The 14579-nt window shown below is 72.6% G+C and carries 15 protein-coding genes; 4 read left to right on the top strand and 11 right to left on the bottom strand.

The features are described 5' to 3' along the window. Nucleotide 1: 1 nt before the first annotated feature. The 5 genes from WQ56_RS11810 to WQ56_RS11790 all read right to left on the bottom strand — a co-directional run bounded on the left by WQ56_RS11810 (nucleotide 2) and on the right by WQ56_RS11790 (nucleotide 6036). Complete coding sequence (locus tag WQ56_RS11810) at nucleotides 2-1321, bottom strand: peptidylprolyl isomerase (protein ID WP_047137321.1); 1320 nt, start codon at nucleotides 1319-1321, stop codon at nucleotides 2-4. Then, on the bottom strand, nucleotides 1318-3807 hold the full coding sequence (gene lptD, locus WQ56_RS11805) for an LPS-assembly protein LptD (RefSeq protein ID WP_082132376.1): 2490 nt from the start codon (nucleotides 3805-3807) through the stop codon (nucleotides 1318-1320). Before lptD ends, WQ56_RS11810 begins: the two co-directional genes overlap by 4 nt. Before the next feature lie 104 nt (nucleotides 3808-3911). Then, complete coding sequence (locus WQ56_RS11800) at nucleotides 3912-4823, bottom strand: histone deacetylase family protein (protein ID WP_047137383.1); 912 nt, start codon at nucleotides 4821-4823, stop codon at nucleotides 3912-3914. Between the two features lie 40 nt (nucleotides 4824-4863). Next, nucleotides 4864-5415 carry a cob(I)yrinic acid a,c-diamide adenosyltransferase gene (locus WQ56_RS11795; RefSeq protein ID WP_047137320.1) on the bottom strand — a complete coding sequence of 184 codons (552 nt, stop codon included), beginning with the start codon at nucleotides 5413-5415 and terminating at the stop codon, nucleotides 4864-4866. An 18-nt stretch (nucleotides 5416-5433) separates the two neighbouring features. Next, nucleotides 5434-6036, bottom strand: a complete 603-nt coding sequence (locus WQ56_RS11790; protein WP_052772988.1) for a DUF6580 family putative transport protein — start codon at nucleotides 6034-6036, stop codon at nucleotides 5434-5436. A 128-nt stretch (nucleotides 6037-6164) separates the two neighbouring features. Between WQ56_RS11790 and ubiH the strand changes: the two genes are divergently transcribed. From ubiH to WQ56_RS11775, 3 genes are read left to right on the top strand one after another with little or no spacing between them, the layout of a single operon-like run. Beyond that, the gene (gene ubiH / locus WQ56_RS11785; RefSeq protein ID WP_047137319.1) at nucleotides 6165-7373 is read left to right on the top strand and encodes a 2-octaprenyl-6-methoxyphenyl hydroxylase; all 1209 of its coding nucleotides are present in this window, start codon (nucleotides 6165-6167) and stop codon (nucleotides 7371-7373) included. Further along, nucleotides 7370-8548, top strand: coding sequence for an FAD-dependent oxidoreductase (locus WQ56_RS11780; RefSeq protein WP_047137381.1), 1179 nt, complete (start codon nucleotides 7370-7372; stop codon nucleotides 8546-8548). The genes ubiH and WQ56_RS11780 overlap by 4 nt, the downstream gene beginning before the upstream one ends. Further along, on the top strand, nucleotides 8524-8859 hold the full coding sequence (locus WQ56_RS11775; RefSeq protein WP_047137318.1) for a hypothetical protein: 336 nt from the start codon (nucleotides 8524-8526) through the stop codon (nucleotides 8857-8859). The genes WQ56_RS11780 and WQ56_RS11775 overlap by 25 nt, the downstream gene beginning before the upstream one ends. Before the next feature lie 17 nt (nucleotides 8860-8876). Here the strand turns inward: WQ56_RS11775 and WQ56_RS11770 are convergent, their stop codons facing one another. From WQ56_RS11770 to WQ56_RS11745, 6 genes are all read right to left on the bottom strand, one after another. Further along, entirely contained in the window at nucleotides 8877-9818 is a 942-nt protein-coding gene (locus WQ56_RS11770) for a DUF808 domain-containing protein (RefSeq protein WP_047137317.1), read from the bottom strand. A gap of 76 nt (nucleotides 9819-9894) precedes the next feature. Then, the gene (locus WQ56_RS11765; RefSeq protein WP_047137316.1) at nucleotides 9895-10233 is read right to left on the bottom strand and encodes a hypothetical protein; all 339 of its coding nucleotides are present in this window, start codon (nucleotides 10231-10233) and stop codon (nucleotides 9895-9897) included. A gap of 22 nt (nucleotides 10234-10255) precedes the next feature. Beyond that, entirely contained in the window at nucleotides 10256-11305 is a 1050-nt protein-coding gene (gene rlmM, locus WQ56_RS11760; protein WP_047137380.1) for a 23S rRNA (cytidine(2498)-2'-O)-methyltransferase RlmM, read from the bottom strand. Between the two features lie 76 nt (nucleotides 11306-11381). After that, the gene (locus tag WQ56_RS11755; protein WP_047137315.1) at nucleotides 11382-11942 is read right to left on the bottom strand and encodes a nucleoside deaminase; all 561 of its coding nucleotides are present in this window, start codon (nucleotides 11940-11942) and stop codon (nucleotides 11382-11384) included. 37 nt (nucleotides 11943-11979) lie between these two features. Next, the gene (locus WQ56_RS11750; protein ID WP_047137379.1) at nucleotides 11980-12354 is read right to left on the bottom strand and encodes a hypothetical protein; all 375 of its coding nucleotides are present in this window, start codon (nucleotides 12352-12354) and stop codon (nucleotides 11980-11982) included. After that, entirely contained in the window at nucleotides 12351-14111 is a 1761-nt protein-coding gene (locus tag WQ56_RS11745) for a glutamine--tRNA ligase/YqeY domain fusion protein (protein ID WP_047137314.1), read from the bottom strand. Before WQ56_RS11745 ends, WQ56_RS11750 begins: the two co-directional genes overlap by 4 nt. A gap of 247 nt (nucleotides 14112-14358) precedes the next feature. Between WQ56_RS11745 and WQ56_RS11740 the strand changes: the two genes are divergently transcribed. Then, on the top strand, nucleotides 14359-14579 hold a 221-nt coding region (locus WQ56_RS11740), incomplete at its 3' end, for a hypothetical protein (protein ID WP_197076485.1).

Here is a 14579-nt window from a genome sequence, read left to right as displayed (position 1 = left end):
GTCAGCCGCCGCCGCCGATCTCGGGGTCGGGGTTGGCGCCGACGCGGACGCTGACGTAGGCCTCGCCGCGCATCTCGCGCACGTAGCGGTCCCACTCGTCCTCGAGCTTGCGCTGGCCGATCGCCTCGCGCGCCTGCGCGCGGCGGTTGCTGTCGTTGCCGGCCGACTGGCGGCTGGCCATGCGCTGGACGATGTGCCAGCCGGCCTGGGTGCGGAACGGCTGCGAGACGTCGCCGTCGCCGAGCGCGGCGACCTGGCCGCCGAAGTCGGGCCCGAACTCGTCCTGCGTGAACCAGCCCAGGTCGCCGCCGCCAGACTTGGTGGCGTTGTCCTCGGAGCTGTCGCGGGCGATCTGCGCGAAGTCGGCGCCGCCGGCGATGCGTGCGCGCAGCGAGTCGGCGCGCGCCTTGGCGGCGCTGTCGTTGTCGCCCTGGGCGCGGATCAGGATGTGGCGGGCCTGGTACTCGGTGACCGTGCCGGCGCCGCCGCCCTGGGCCGCATCGCGCACGTCGACCAGCTGCAGCAGCTGGAAGCCGCTGGGGCCGCGGATCGGGCCGATGACCTGGCCGGGCTGCAGCGACGAGACCGAGGTCGCGAACGCGGCGGGGATCTCGTCGGTCCGGCGCCAGCCCAGGTCGCCGCCTTCCAGCGCGTTCGGGCTGTCGGAGTAGCGCACCGCCGCGGCCGAGAACTCCATCTCGCCGCGGTCGATCAGGCCCTTGATGCCGTCGATCTTCTGCTGGCCGGTCTGGATCTGCTCGGGCGTGGCGCCCTCGGGCAGCGCGACCAGGATGTGCGCCAGGCGGTACTGGGCGCCGGTCGCCTGCGCCGACAGCGCGGCGTCGACCTCGGCATCGCTGACCGAGATGCGGGTCTGCGCGAAGCGCTGGCGCATGCGCTGGATCAGCAGCTCGTCGCGCAGCGAGGCGCGGAAGTCGTCGAACGACATGCCGTCGCCGGCCAGCTGCTGGCGCAGCTGGTCCATCGTGAAGTTGTTCTGCTGGGCGATCGCGGCGATTGCCTGGTCGACCTCTTCGTCGCTGACCCGAACGCCGGTCTGCTGCGCGCGCGCGGTCTGCAGCCGCATCGTGATCAGGCGCTCGAGCACCTGGCGCTCGAGGATCTCCTGCGGCGGCAGCTGGTCCTGGCGGGTCGCGTACTGCGTGCGGATGTTGTTCACCGCGCGGTCGAGTTCGCTGGCGAGGATCACGTCCTCGTCGACGACCGCGGCGATGCGGTCGAGAGGCTGGAGGTCCTGCGCATGCACGGTGGCGGCGCACAGCGCGACGGCGGCCGCGAGGGAACGGATCAGTGTCTTCATTGGCTCAGGCCGGGAGTGATGGTTTCATCGTCGTCGCTGTTGCGCAGTTCCGACGGCGGCACGAGATAGAGGTCGTCACGGTAATAGCCGAGAATAGCACGGCGCAGGCGGCTCTCCGTGTCGGGGCCGGCCGAGCCCAGGCCCTTGAGTTCGAGCTCGAACATGATGGCGTTGTTCAGCTCGCCCTGGCGGTTGCGCAGGTAGCGGCGGCCGACGACGCGGGCCGCCAGGCAGCAGCTGTCCCACTGCACGCCGGCGACCGCCTCGAGCAGCTGGTCCTCGGTGAACGAGTAGTAGTAGCGGCCGATCAGGCTCCAGGTCGGGTTGATCGGATACAGGAACGAGAAGTCCGCCTGTTCGATCAGGTCGCTGCGGCGCCGGTAGGCGAAATTGACGATGCCGTCGTCGCCGATCAGGTAGCGGGTGCGGACGCTCGCCAGGTCCTCGCGGCGGAACTTCGGGTCCCACTGGTAGCCGGCGCTGATCGTCCAGCGGTCGTTGATCGCGTAGGTCGAGTCGGCGACCCAGGCCGAGCGGCCGCGCTCGATCTGCGTCTCGTTGCCGACCGTCACCCGCGAATCGTCCAGGTAGACGATCTGGCCCAGGCTGGCGCTGAGCTTTTCCTGGCCGTCCGATTCGCGGATCAGGCGCGTGCTCACCGCCAGCGTCACCTGGTTCGCGTCGGCCTGGCGGTCGGCGCCCGAGTAGCGGTTGTCGCGGAACAGCTGGCCCCAGCCGAACGTCAGCGGGCTGGTGTCGAACAGCGGCAGCGCGGACTGGTCGCGATAGGGCGAGTGCAGGTAGTAGATCCGCGGCTCGAGCGTGTGCAGGTAGTCCTCGCCGCGGAAAGCCGTGTTGCGGTCGAAGAACAGGCCGGCGTCGATCGAGGTGATCGGCTGGCTGCGGCTGGGCGCGGTGTCGCGCAACTGGCCGAACGCGGCCTGGTACTGCCCCAGCAGCGCGTCGGGGACGGCGTCCCCTGCACCGATGCCCAGCGCGCCGCGCGCGCGCTGGTCGGCGATCGCATCGGCCAGTTCGCGGTCCAGGCCGTAGGCGGTGTGGCGCCAGGCGAGCGTGGGCCGCACGAACCAGCTCGGGCCCTCGAGCGGCATCGAGATGTAGGGCTTGAGGTCGACGCGGCTGCCGCCGGGCCTGGCGACGTCGTCGACGTGCGCGAAGCGGGTCGCGGTGGCGTTGACGCCGGCGGTGAACCAGCGGCCGTAGGGCCGTTCCCAGGTGAAGTAGGCGTGCGGCAGCCGGTTGTAGGGCAGGATCGACTCGGGCAGCGTGTAGTCGGTCAGCAGCTGGTAGTCGCCCAGCACGCCGGCGTTCCAGTAGCCGCGCTCGCCCGAGGTGCCCTGGCCGAAGACCCCGAGCTGGCTGACCGCGCTGATCGACGAAATGCCGTCGATGTTGTTGTTCGAGTCCTCCAGGTACCGCGGATCGCTCATCCAGGTCAGGCTCGCGCGGCCCTGCCAGGTCGGGTTGATGTCGGCCGAGCCGTTGAAGCTCAGGAAGCTGCGGTCGTCCTTGCGGCGGTTCTCGGCGATCGGGACCTGGGTTTGCTCGAGCTCGCGCTCGCGGCTGGCGAGCTTGTCGGACGGCAGGTAGATCACGTCCAGTTCGCCGCGCGTGGCGTCGGTCATGAAGCGGAACTCGGTGCCCAACTGCAGGCCGCGCTTGCTCATCCAGCGCGGCTCGAGCGTCATGTCGTAGTTCGGCGCCAGGTTGAGGTAGACCGGCTGGGTGTAGTCGAAGCCGTTGCGGCTGGACTGCGAGATCCGCGGGTACAGCAGGCCGGAGATGCGACGCTCGTCGACGGGGAAGCGGAACCAGGGCACGTACAGCACCGGCACCTTGCCCACGCGCAGCGTCGCGTTGCGCGCGGTGCCCATGCCCATGTCGGTGTCGACGTCGATCTGCTGGGCCTTGAGCTCCCACCAGCGGTCGCTCGGCGGGCAGGTGGAATAGGTCGAGCCCATCAGTGCGCCGACCGTTCCGTCCATCTCGATACGTTCTGCGCCCCCATTGCCGCGCCGTGCGGTCAACTGGTAGCGCACCTTGTCCATGCGGTAGGACTCGGCGATGGTGTCGCCTTCCAGGCGGTCGGCGACCACGCGCATGCCCGCATCCTGGTAACGCACGTTGCCGCTGGCGACGAACGTGCCGTCGTCCTGCGAGAACTGCAGGTCGTCGGTGCCGAGGAACTGGTCGCCGCGGCGCAGGGTCACGTCACCGCTGACATTGCCGGTGAAGTCGCTGTCCATGCCCGACAACCCCTCGAACTGGTCGCCGTCGATGTCGGTCGGCTGGTTCTCGCGGTCCTCGACCGAGCCCACCGGCGCCTGCGCGTCGGCGAACGCCGGCACCGCATCCTCGATCGGGCACAGCGCCCAGTAGTTGGCGCGCGGCAGGTCGTCGGCATGGGCCGAGAGCGAGATCGCGATGCAGAACGGAAGGGGCAGCAGGCGGAGGGCGGGGCGCACGGTCGATCCGTTCAGCCAAAACGGGCGCCAGCATGCCGCATCCCTAGTGCAGCGGCAATGCGGCCTCCCGACCTCCCGTTCACGTCCGGCCGGGCGCGGGCGGCTCAGCCGGGCAGCGCCTGGAGGTGGGCCACGCTGCACGCCCGCAGCGCCTGCAGGTCGTAGCCACCCTCGAGCATCGACACCAGGCGGCCCTCGGCGTGGCGGTCGGCCAGCGCGACCAGCTCCCGGGTCAGCCAGGCGAAGTCCTCGGCCTCGAGCTCGAGCTGCGCCAGCGGGTCGAGGCGATGGGCATCGAACCCGGCCGAGACCAGCACCAGTTGCGGCGCGAAGGCGTCGATCTCGGGCAGCATCCGTTCGCGCCAGGCCTCGCAGAAGCGCGCGCTGCCGGTGCCCGGCGCCAACGGGATGTTGACGATGTTGCCCACGCCGCGCTCGCGGCGCAGGCCGGTTTCGGGGAACAGCGGCAACTGGTGCGAGCTCAGGTACTGCACCCGCGGCTCCTGCTCGAAGATCGCCTGGGTGCCGTTGCCGTGGTGCACGTCGAAATCGACGATCGACACCCGCATCAGCCCGTAGCGGTCCAGCGCATGGGCCGCGGCCACGGCGATGTTGTTGAACAGGCAGAAGCCCATTGCGATGTCGGCGGTGGCGTGGTGGCCCGGCGGGCGCACGGCGCAGAACGCCCGGCGCAACTCGCCGTTGCAGACCAGGTCGACCGCGGCGACCCCGGCGCCGGCCGCGTGCAGCGCGGCCTGGGCCGAACCTGGCGAGAGTACGGTGTCGGCATCGAGCGGGATGCGCCCGGTCGGCTGCGATTCGAGCACCGTGCGCAGCAGGGCCTCGTCATGCACCCGCAGCAGCTGGCCGCGGGTCGCGGCCGGCGCCTGGCGCAGGTCCAGGTCCGGGAACGACGCCCGCAGCGCCTCGATCACCGCCGCCAGCCGCTGCGGGCGTTCTGCGTGTTCGGGGCCGGTGTCGTGGTCGAGGCAGGCGGGGTGCGAGAACACCGGCACCTGCCGTCGATCGCCGCCGAAGCCGATCGGATGGTGCATGTCAGGCTCGCTCCCCGTGCCGCCAGAGCACCTCGCCGTGGCCGTCGGCGCGGGCCAGGACCCGGGCCAGCACGAACAGCAGGTCCGACAGCCGGTTGAGGTAGCGCAGCGCCTGCGGCCGGACGGACTCGGCGCGCGACAGCGCCACGGTCTCGCGCTCGGCGCGGCGCACGACGGTGCGCGCGAGGTGGCAGCGCGCCGCGGCCTCGCCGCCGCCGGGCAGGACGAAGTCCTGCAGTGGGGGCAGCGTGCCGTTGTAGCGGTCGAGCTGCGCTTCGAGTTCGACGACGTCCGCATCCTCGATCGCGGCGTGGCCGGGGATGCACAGCTCGCCGCCGAGATCGAACAGCCGGTGCTGAAGCCCGGTCAGCAGGGCGCGGACGTCGTCGGGCAGCGGCGCGGCGAGCACCAGCCCGATCGCCGAGTTCGCCTCGTCGACGGTGCCGTAGGCGGCCACCCGCAGCGCATCCTTGCCGGTCCGGCTGCCATCGCCCAGACCGGTCGAACCGTCGTCGCCGGTGCGGGTGTAGATCCTGGAGAGACGATGGCCCATCGCGGATGCAACTGGCGATCAGGCCGTCTGCGGGCGCAGCGCGGGAAGCCGCTCGCGCAGGAGCGCGAAACCGCCGAACAGCAGCGCCGCGTAGAACAACGTGCTCAGCAGCGTCGTCTTGAAGAACGGCAGCGCCGCCGCGTAACACGCCGGCAGGCCTTGGCTGCAGGCGGGATAGGCGGGGTTGAGCGAGGCGCTCAGCCAGATCGCGAAATTGCTGATCAAAAAGAACAGCACCGATCCGGCGAGCGAGTAGCCCAGCACACGAGCGCCCGTCACGCGGCCGCGCAGCCCGAACGCCAGCACGCAGGTCAGCGCGATGCACAGGTAGTTCGCGGCGATGCTCGGCAGGTACGCCGGCGTCGTGAAGTACTCGACATACGTGCCGCCGCGCGCGATGCCCAGCGCCACGTCCGACAGCGCCATCGCGAGCAGCGGCACGGCGAGCGCCAGCCATCGCCTGGCGAAGTACGCGCCGCCGAACAGCGCCATGGCTTCGATCGGCGCGAAGTTCGGGGGAAGCGGCATCAGCCTGGACAACGCGGCGAGCAGGATCATGCCGGCCAGCACGGTCGGGCCAGGGGCGATCGCGCGATCGGGAGTTTTCGTGCGGGCAGGCATGGCGGACTGGGCGTGCGGAGGTATCGGCCGATCTTAGCGTGGATCGCCCGGGCAGGCGGCCGGCGGCGCCGCAGACAGGCGACACCCGCACAACGGTCGGCGCGGGCGCCTGCCGCTACAATCCGGCCATGACGCACTCCCATGCTGTATTGATCGTCGGCGGCGGGCTGGTCGGCGCCAGCCTCGCGATCGCGCTCGACCGCGCCGGCATCGACACCGGGCTGGTCGAGGCCACGCCGCCCGACGCGATGCCGCCGGTCTTCGACGAGCGCAACCTCAGCTTCGCCGAGGCCACGGTCAACGCACTGACCGCGCTGGGCGTGCTGCAGAAGCTGCGGATGCCGCCGGGCCCGATCCGCCGCATCCACGTCAGCCGCCGGGGCGACTTCGGCCGTCTGCGGCTGGACGCCGCCGACTACGGCCGCGACCAGTTCGGGCAGGTCGTCGTCGCCCGCGATTTCGGCCAGGCGCTGGAGGCGCGGCTCGGCGAACTGGCGCACCTGACGCGCTACCGGCCGGCGCGCTTCGTCGACCTGGAAGCGGAGTCCGATGGCCTGCGGACGGTCCGCGTGGCGACCGGCGACGGCGAACTGCGGATCGGCGCGGCGCTGGTCGTCGCCGCCGACGGCACCGGGTCCACGGTGCGCGCGGCCCTGGGCATCGACACCATCGAACACGACTACCGGCAGGACCTGTTCGTCGCCCGGCTGCGCGCGGCGCGCGCGCCGGACGGCGGCGCGTTCGAGCGCCTGACCGACGACGGCCCGACCGCGCTGCTGCCGCGCGGCGACCGCCACTACGGACTGGTCCACGGCGTCGATCGCGACGCCGCCGACGCGGTCGCCGCGCTCGAAGACGCCGCGTTCCTGGCCCGCGTGCAGTCCGTGTTCGGCTGGCGGGCCGGCCGCTTCGAAGCGGTCGGCCCGCGCAGCCGCTACCCGCTGCGCCGCGTCGTCGCCGAGCACACGACCGCCGCGCGTGCGGCGCTGGTCGGCAACGCGGCGCAGACGCTGCACCCGATCGGGGCGCAGGGCTTCAACCTCGGGCTACGCGATGCGCTGACGCTGGCCGAGCTGGCCGCCGACGGCGGCGATCCGGGCGCGCCGGCGCTGCTCGCGGCCTGGGCGACGCGGCGGCGCGAGGACCGCACGCGCACGCTGGCGTTCTCCGACGGGCTGGCGCGGCTGACCGCGAACCCGTCGCCGCTGCTGCGGCCGCTGCGCAGCGCGGGGCTGCTGGCGCTCGACGGCGACCGCGGCCTGCAGGCGCTGCTGGCCGGTGGCGCGATGGGCTACCGCGGCGACGTGCCGGCGCTGTGCCGCGGGGCGTCGGCATGAGCCGGCGCGGCGTGCGCGACGTCGTGGTCGTCGGCGGCGGCGTGGTCGGCGCGGCCTGCGCGCTGGCGCTCGCCGCCCAGGACCTGGACGTGGTGCTGGTCGAGGCCCGGCCGCCGGCCGGCTGGACACCCGCGGCGCCGGACCTGCGCGTCTATGCGTTCGCGCACGACAATGCGCGCCTGCTGGCGCAGGTCGGCGCCTGGGACGCGGTGCGCGCCGCGCGTGCGCATCCCTACAGGCGCATGCGGGTCTGGGACGCAGGCGGCGGCAGCGAACTGGTCTTCGACGCCGATGCGCTGGGCATGCGCGAGCTGGGATGGATCGTCGAGCACGGTCTGCTGGTCGACCGGCTCTGGGCGCGACTGGCCGCGGCGGGGGTCGAGGTGCGCAGCCCGGCGACGGTCGAGGCGCTGGAGACGGCCGCCGGCTCGGTCGCGCTGCGGCTGGCCGACGGCCCCCGGATCGAAGCGCGGCTGGCGATCGCCGCCGACGGTGCCGGCTCGGCATTGCGCCGGCTGGCCGGCATCGGCGCGCAGGCGCACGACTACGGCCAGAGCGGGGTCGTGGGCTACGTGCGCGGCGAACGGCCGCACGCCGACACCGCCTGGCAGCGGTTCCTGCCGACCGGCCCGCTGGCGCTGCTGCCCTGCGGCGACGGCAGCTGCTCGATCGTCTGGACGCTGCCGGCCGACGAGGCGGCGCGCGTGCGCGGCCTCGACGACGCCGCGTTCTCCGACGCGCTGACGCGGGCCTCGGAGGGCCGCTTCGGGCGGCTGGCCCCGGTGTCGGCGCGCGCGGCGTTCCCGCTGCGTCGCCAGCTCGTCGACACCCAGCTGGCCGGGCGCGTGCTGGTCGTCGGCGATGCCGCGCACGTCGTCCACCCGCTGGCCGGGCAGGGCGTGAACCTGGGCCTGCGCGACGTCGCCGGGCTGGCCGCGACGGTGGCGCAGGCGCGCGGCCGCGGCGCGGCCTGGGATGCGCCGCACCGGCTCGCGCGCTGGGCGCGCACGCGGCGCAGCGACAACACCGTGGCCGCCTATGCGTTCGACGCCATCAACCGCGTCTACTCCACCGACGCGCTGGCGCCGACGCTGCTGCGCAGCCATGCGCTGGGCATCGCGCAGGCGCTGCCGCCGCTGCGCAACCTGCTGTGGGCGCGCGCCGCCGGCCGCTGAACCGGCGCGCGGTCGCGCGCCTGCGGGCCGCGGCCGGTGGGGCGGCGTGGCTGGGCGCGTCGCCGGCGTTCGCGCTGCAGCCATGTCCTGCGGTCAGCGACGACGCGGGCCTGTTCGCGTTCCTCGGCGTCGCCTGCCTGGTGCTGGCGGTGGTCGCAGGCTCCGCGGTGCCGTGGCTCGCGTACCGCAGGACGCGTGGCCGGTCGGCCGCGCTCGTCGTCGCTGCGATGTTGCTGGCGACCGTCGCGATGCTGGCCATCTGGGCGGCCGGCATCTGGGTCTGGGGCGCCTGGGCGGTCCTGCGCTGCTGAGCCGGCCGGCGGCGCGGTCAGCCCGTCGGCGCCGCGCGCCGGCCCGTACGCAGGCGGCGCACGCCGGACACGACCGCGACCGCCAGGCCGCCGGCGACCACGCCGACCGCGGCGTTGACCAGCGTCGGGACGATCGCGCCGAGCACGGTGCCGACGGTCGGCAGCGCGCCCAGGCCGGTCGCGGCCTCCTCGATCCAGGTCGCCACGTCGTGGATGCCGTGGGCGATGATGCCGCCGCCGACGAGGAACATCGCCGCGGTCCCGACGACCGCCAGGCCCTTCATCAGCCACGGCGCGGCGCGCAGGATCGCGCGGCCGGCCGCCTGCGCGAAGGCCGAGGCGCGGTGGGTCAACGCCAGGCCGGCGTCGTCGAGCTTGACGATGCCGGCGACCAGGCCGTAGACGCCGGCCGTCACCAGCGCGGAGATGCCCGCGAGCACGCCCAGCTGGGTCGCGAACGGCTGACCGGCGACCGTGCCCAGGCTGATCGCGATGATCTCGGCCGACAGGATCAGGTCGGTACGCACCGCGCCGCGCACCTTGTCGCGCTCGAACGCCACCGGATCGACGTCGGCCGCGGCCAGCGCCGCGGTGCGCGCGGACTTGGCGGCGTCGTCGCGCCCGCGGTGCACGAGCTTGTGCAGGACCTTCTCGAAGCCCTCGTAGCACAGGAACAGGCCGCCGGCCATCAGCAGCGGCGTGACCAGCCACGGCAGCCAGGTGCTGATCGCCAGCGCGCCGGGCACCAGGATCAGCTTGTTGCGCGCCGAGCCCTTGGCGACCGCCCAGACCACCGGCAGCTCGCGGTCGGCCTGCACGCCGGTGACCTGCTGCGCGTTCAGCGCGAGGTCGTCGCCGAGCACGCCGGCGGTCTTGCGCGCCGCAACCTTGGTCATCACCGAGACGTCGTCGAGCACGGTGGCGATGTCGTCGAGCAGGGTCAGCAGGCTGGAGGCCATCGGGAGACGCCGGAAGAGGGGACCGGCGCGCAGTATCCGTCACGCCGGTGAGCGTGCGGTCACGCGCGCGCGCACGTCAGCGCGCGAGTGCGTAGGCCGCGATCGCGAACCCCAACACCGCGGCGGTCGCGGCGGCCACGGCCAGCCGGTTGGACAGGATCAGCCGGCGTTCCATGCGCTCGGCGCCGAGCTGCAGCACCTCGATGGTCTTCTGCATGTCCGCGGCGAGCTTGGCGATCGAGTCGGCGTTCACGCTCGCCGCGTCCTGCAGCTCGCCGATCTGCGCGTCGATCACGTCGATCCGCCGCTGCTGGCCGAGGTCGGCCTGCGGCGGCGTGCGGGTGAAGATCGGCCGCGCCAGGCGCACGATCTCGGGCAGGTACGGGGCGACGACGGTGATCCAGCCTGCGGCCATGGGACATCCTCCGGTGCGCGTCCTACTCGACGCTGGCGTAGACCGTGATCTCCTCGCGGTCGTGGTAGAGCTGGCGGGCACGCAACGTCAGCGTCGCATGCTCGCCAGCGTTGTTGGCGAACAGGTCCAGCGCCAGGAGCGTTTCCTGCCAGCGCTTCTTCATCGGCAGCTTGAGGTTGAAGATCGCGTGGCGGCACCAGCCCTCGCGGAACCAGGTGGCCATGCGCTCGGCCACCCGGCGCGGCTGTTCGACCATGTCGCAGACCAGCCAGTCGACCGGGCCGACCGGCTGGTAGCGGAAGCCGTCGACCCGGTGGTGGTCGACCAGGCCGGTGTCGAGCAGCTCGGCCTGCATCGGTCCGTTGTCGACCGCGACCACGCGCATGTGCTCGCGCGTCAGCACCCAGGTCCAGCCGCCGGGTGCGGCGCCCAGATCGACGGCGCGCATGCCCGGCTTGATGCGCGCATTGCGCTCGCGTTCGGTCAGCAGCGCCAGGAAGGCCTCTTCGAGCTTCAGCGCCGAGCGCGACGGCGCGTCGGCGTGCGTGCGAAGGCGCGGAATGCCCATCGGCCAGGGCGCGCTGTCGCCGACGATCGACTGCGCGATGTACGCATGCGTGCCCGAGACGAAGAAGACGTGCAGGCGCGGGAAGCGCGCCTCGTCCTTCTGGCTCAGGAAGCCGCGCTTGCGCAGTGCCGGGCGCAGCGCGTTGCCGAAGCTGCGCGCCAGGCCGGAGAGCTGTCTGCCTTCGTCGGAATCGGAATGTTCGACGAGCAGTTCGCCGTGACGTCCGCGCCCCGCCAGGGCCTCGAAGATCGGGGTGATGCGGTCGCTCGGGTCCAGGCCGCGCAGTTCGGCCAGCAGCATCAGCTTCTGACGCGCGAAGATCAGCTCGCGGAACGGCAGTTCGTGGGTCGCCGACGGGCCGTTGTCGGAATGGAACAGCACGTAGCCGTCGCCGCGCCGGGCCTGCGCGTAGCCGGCGACGTGCACGCCGGCGGCGCGCTCTGTCAGTTCCGCGGCGAGGTCGGATTCGAAGCCGGGCCGGCAATAGCACAGCAGGCCGCTGATCGGCTGCAGCGGCGACGCGGCCGTGCCGGCCTGGTCGGTGCCGGTGTCCGGACGGGCCGGGTCGAGGTCGGTCATGTCAGTACTTCGCTCCGTCCGATTCGCCGTAGGCGCGCAGGACCGTACAGGCCTCGTCGCGCAGCACGTCGCGCACCACCGCGATGCCGCGGCCTGCCAGCGCGCCGACCCAGTCCTCGGGCAGCGGGCCCTCGTCGAACGGCGTCAGCGCCTCGACGTCCTCGGCGCGCGCGCCGATCAGCAACCGGTCGATGCCGGCCCAGACAGTCGCGCCGTAGCACATGCAGCACGGCTGCGACGAGGTCGCCAGCGTGACCGGGCCCATGCGCTCGTTGAGCCGCGGCGTCTGCAGGCGCTGCTGCGCCAGCATGTAGGCCATCGTCTCGGCGTGCGCGACCGAGCAGGTGTGCGGCATCACCCGGTTCACGCCGACCGACACGATGCGGTCCTGGCCGTCGAACACCGCGGCACCGAACGGACCGCCGCTTCCGGCGTCGACGTTCTCGCGCGACAGCGCGATGGCCAGCGCGACCTTGGCCTCGTCGCCGGGATAGGCGCGTGTCGTGTCGACGTGCGCGTGGACCCAGGCGGGCAGGGTGAGATGGACTTGTGCGTACAGCATCGGGACGTTCCGGAAAGGACGGACAGCGCAGGCGCGGTCAGCGCGCGAGCGCGTTCATGGGGGCCGGCTCGCAGCGGTTGGACACGCAGCGGCAAGCCTCGATCTCGCGAAAGCCGCACACCGATGCCAGGCCGCGCGCCGCGCAGTCCGCGGCGACGGCCTGGGGGTCGACCGCGGCGTCGCGGTTCACGCACGCCGGGTAGGCGCCGCAGCAGTTGCCGACGTTCTTGACCGTGCAGTCGGCGTCGACGCTGCAGCCGGTGTCGGGCGCGAGCGGATCGCCGGCCGTCAGCGCAGGCGGGGCGCCGGCGGGCACCCGGGACGCGTCCGTGCCCGGCGTCCGCGGCGCCGCGCACGCGGCCAGCGCCAGCAGGCAGGCCAGCGCCAGCCAGCGGACGCGCGCGCCGGTCACGACCACGCCGTCCACGCATCGCGCAGCGTGACGCTGCGGTTGAACACCGGCGCCGCGGCGGTGTGGTCGTAGCGGTCGGCGACGAAGTAGCCCAGCCGCTCGAACTGGAACGCCTGCTCGGGCGCGGCCTGCGCCGCCGCCGGTTCCACGAAGCCGGTCGCGCTGCGCTTCGAATCGGGGTTGAGATGGTCGCGATAGGTCTTGCCGGTCGATTCGTCGTCCGGCTTCTCGACGACGAACAGCCGGTCGTAGAGCCGCACCTGCGCCTCGACCGCGTGCGCGGCGCTGACCCAGTGGATCGTGCCCTTGACCTTGCGGTTGGCGCCTTCCATGCCGGGGCGCGACTCGGGGTCGAGCGTGCCGCGCAGTTCGACGATCGCGCCGCTGTCGTCCTTGATCACCTCATCGCAGCGCACGATGCCGGCGCCACGCAGGCGCACTTCGCCGCCCGGGATCAGCCGCTTCCAGCCCTTGGGCGGGACTTCGGCGAAGTCGTCGCGCTCGATCCACAGCTGGCGCGAGAACGGCACCTCGCGCGTGCCCTGCGCCTCGTCCTTGGGATGGTTGGGGAAGGTCAGCGTCTCGGCATGGCCCTCTGGCAGGTTGGTCAGCACCAGCTTGAGCGGCTCGATCACCGCCATGCGCCGCGGCGCGCGCGCGTCGAGATCGTCGCGCAGCGCGCCCTCGAGCACCGAGAAGTCGATCACCGAGTTCTGCTTGCTGATGCCCACGCGGTCGACCAGCAGGCGCAGGCTCGACGCGGTGTAGCCGCGCCGGCGCAGCCCCTGCAGCGTGTACATGCGCGGGTCGTCCCAGCCGTCGACCAGGCCGTCTGCGACCAGCTGGGTGAGCTTGCGCTTGCTCATCACGGTGTAGTTGATGTTCAGGCGCGAGAACTCGATCTGGCGCGGCTTGGCCGCGACCACCGGCAGCCCGCGCGCGCTCAGCGACGCGAGCAGTTCGGGATGCCCGGCCAGGTCGACGCGGTCGACGACCCAGTCGTAGAGCGGGCGGTGGTCCTCGAACTCGAGCGTGCACAGCGAGTGGGTGATGCCCTCGACCGCGTCGCCCAGCGCGTGCGCGTAGTCGTACATCGGGTAGATCGGCCAGGCATCGCCGGTGTTCTGGTGGGCGAGGTGCTTGATCCGGTACAGCGCCGGGTCGCGCAGGTTCATGTTGCCACTGGCCATGTCGATCTTCGCGCGCAATGTGCGCGTGCCGTCGGCGAACTCGCCCGCGCGCATGCGCCGGAACAGGTCCAGGTTCTCCTCGATGCTGCGGTCGCGGAACGGCGAATCGCGGCCCGGCTCGGTCAGCGTGCCGCGATAGGCGCGGATCTGTTCGGCGGTCAGGTCGCAGACGAATGCGTCGCCCTGGCGGATCAGCTTCTCGGCCGCCAGGTAGTAGACCTCGAAGTAGTCCGAGGCATGGCGCAGCTCGGCCCAGTCGAAGCCCAGCCAGCGCACGTCGTCTTCGATCGCGCGGACGAACGCCAGGTCCTCCTTCTCCGGGTTGGTGTCGTCGAAGCGCAGGTTGCAGTGCCCGCCGAACTCCGCGGCGATGCCGAAGTCCAGGCAGATCGCCTTGGCATGGCCGATGTGCAGGTAGCCGTTGGGCTCGGGCGGGAAGCGCGTGCGCACCGCCGCGTGCTTGCCGCTGGCCAGGTCCTCGCGGACGATCTGCCGGATGAAGTCCTGGCGCGCCGGGGCGGCGGCATCGGCGGGCGGGGCGGCGGATTCGGTCGGACCTGCGGACATGGGGCGGGCGGCTCGGGGGATCGGAATGAACTGCGCAGTGTAGCGGACCGGCGCGCCCGGGCCGCCGCCGGGCGCTGCGCCCGGTCGGACGCGTTTCTGTGACCGCCGGTGACATAATGATGTGACGGGGTATGGATTTCCGACGGGGAACGGGCAGGATGCAGCGCGACAGCGACAACACGCGCGCGGGTGGCGCGTGGGCGACGATGCGTCGGCCGCGGGCCGGCGCGCGCGGGAGGGCCCGCCGATGACGACCAGCGAGCGTGCGCGTGCGATTCCCGGTCACGGCTGGGTGCTGGCCGGCTGCCTGCTGTTGCTGCTGGGCCTGTTCGTGGCGCTGGTGGCCTCGACCCAACTGCGGCCGGGCGAGCGTCGCGCGGTCGACGTGCTGGCGCCGGCGCCAGGCACCGCGCCGGGCGCGCAGGCGACGCTGCGCTTCACGCTGCCGGCCGGGGACGCCGACGGCGG

It is taken from the genome of Luteimonas sp. FCS-9 (genome assembly GCF_001014645.1).
In the GTDB taxonomy this organism is placed as follows: Bacteria; Pseudomonadota; Gammaproteobacteria; order Xanthomonadales; family Xanthomonadaceae; genus Luteimonas.
The sequence above is the reverse complement of the archived record's forward strand: the minus strand, read 5'-3'. Positions and strand labels throughout refer to the sequence as shown.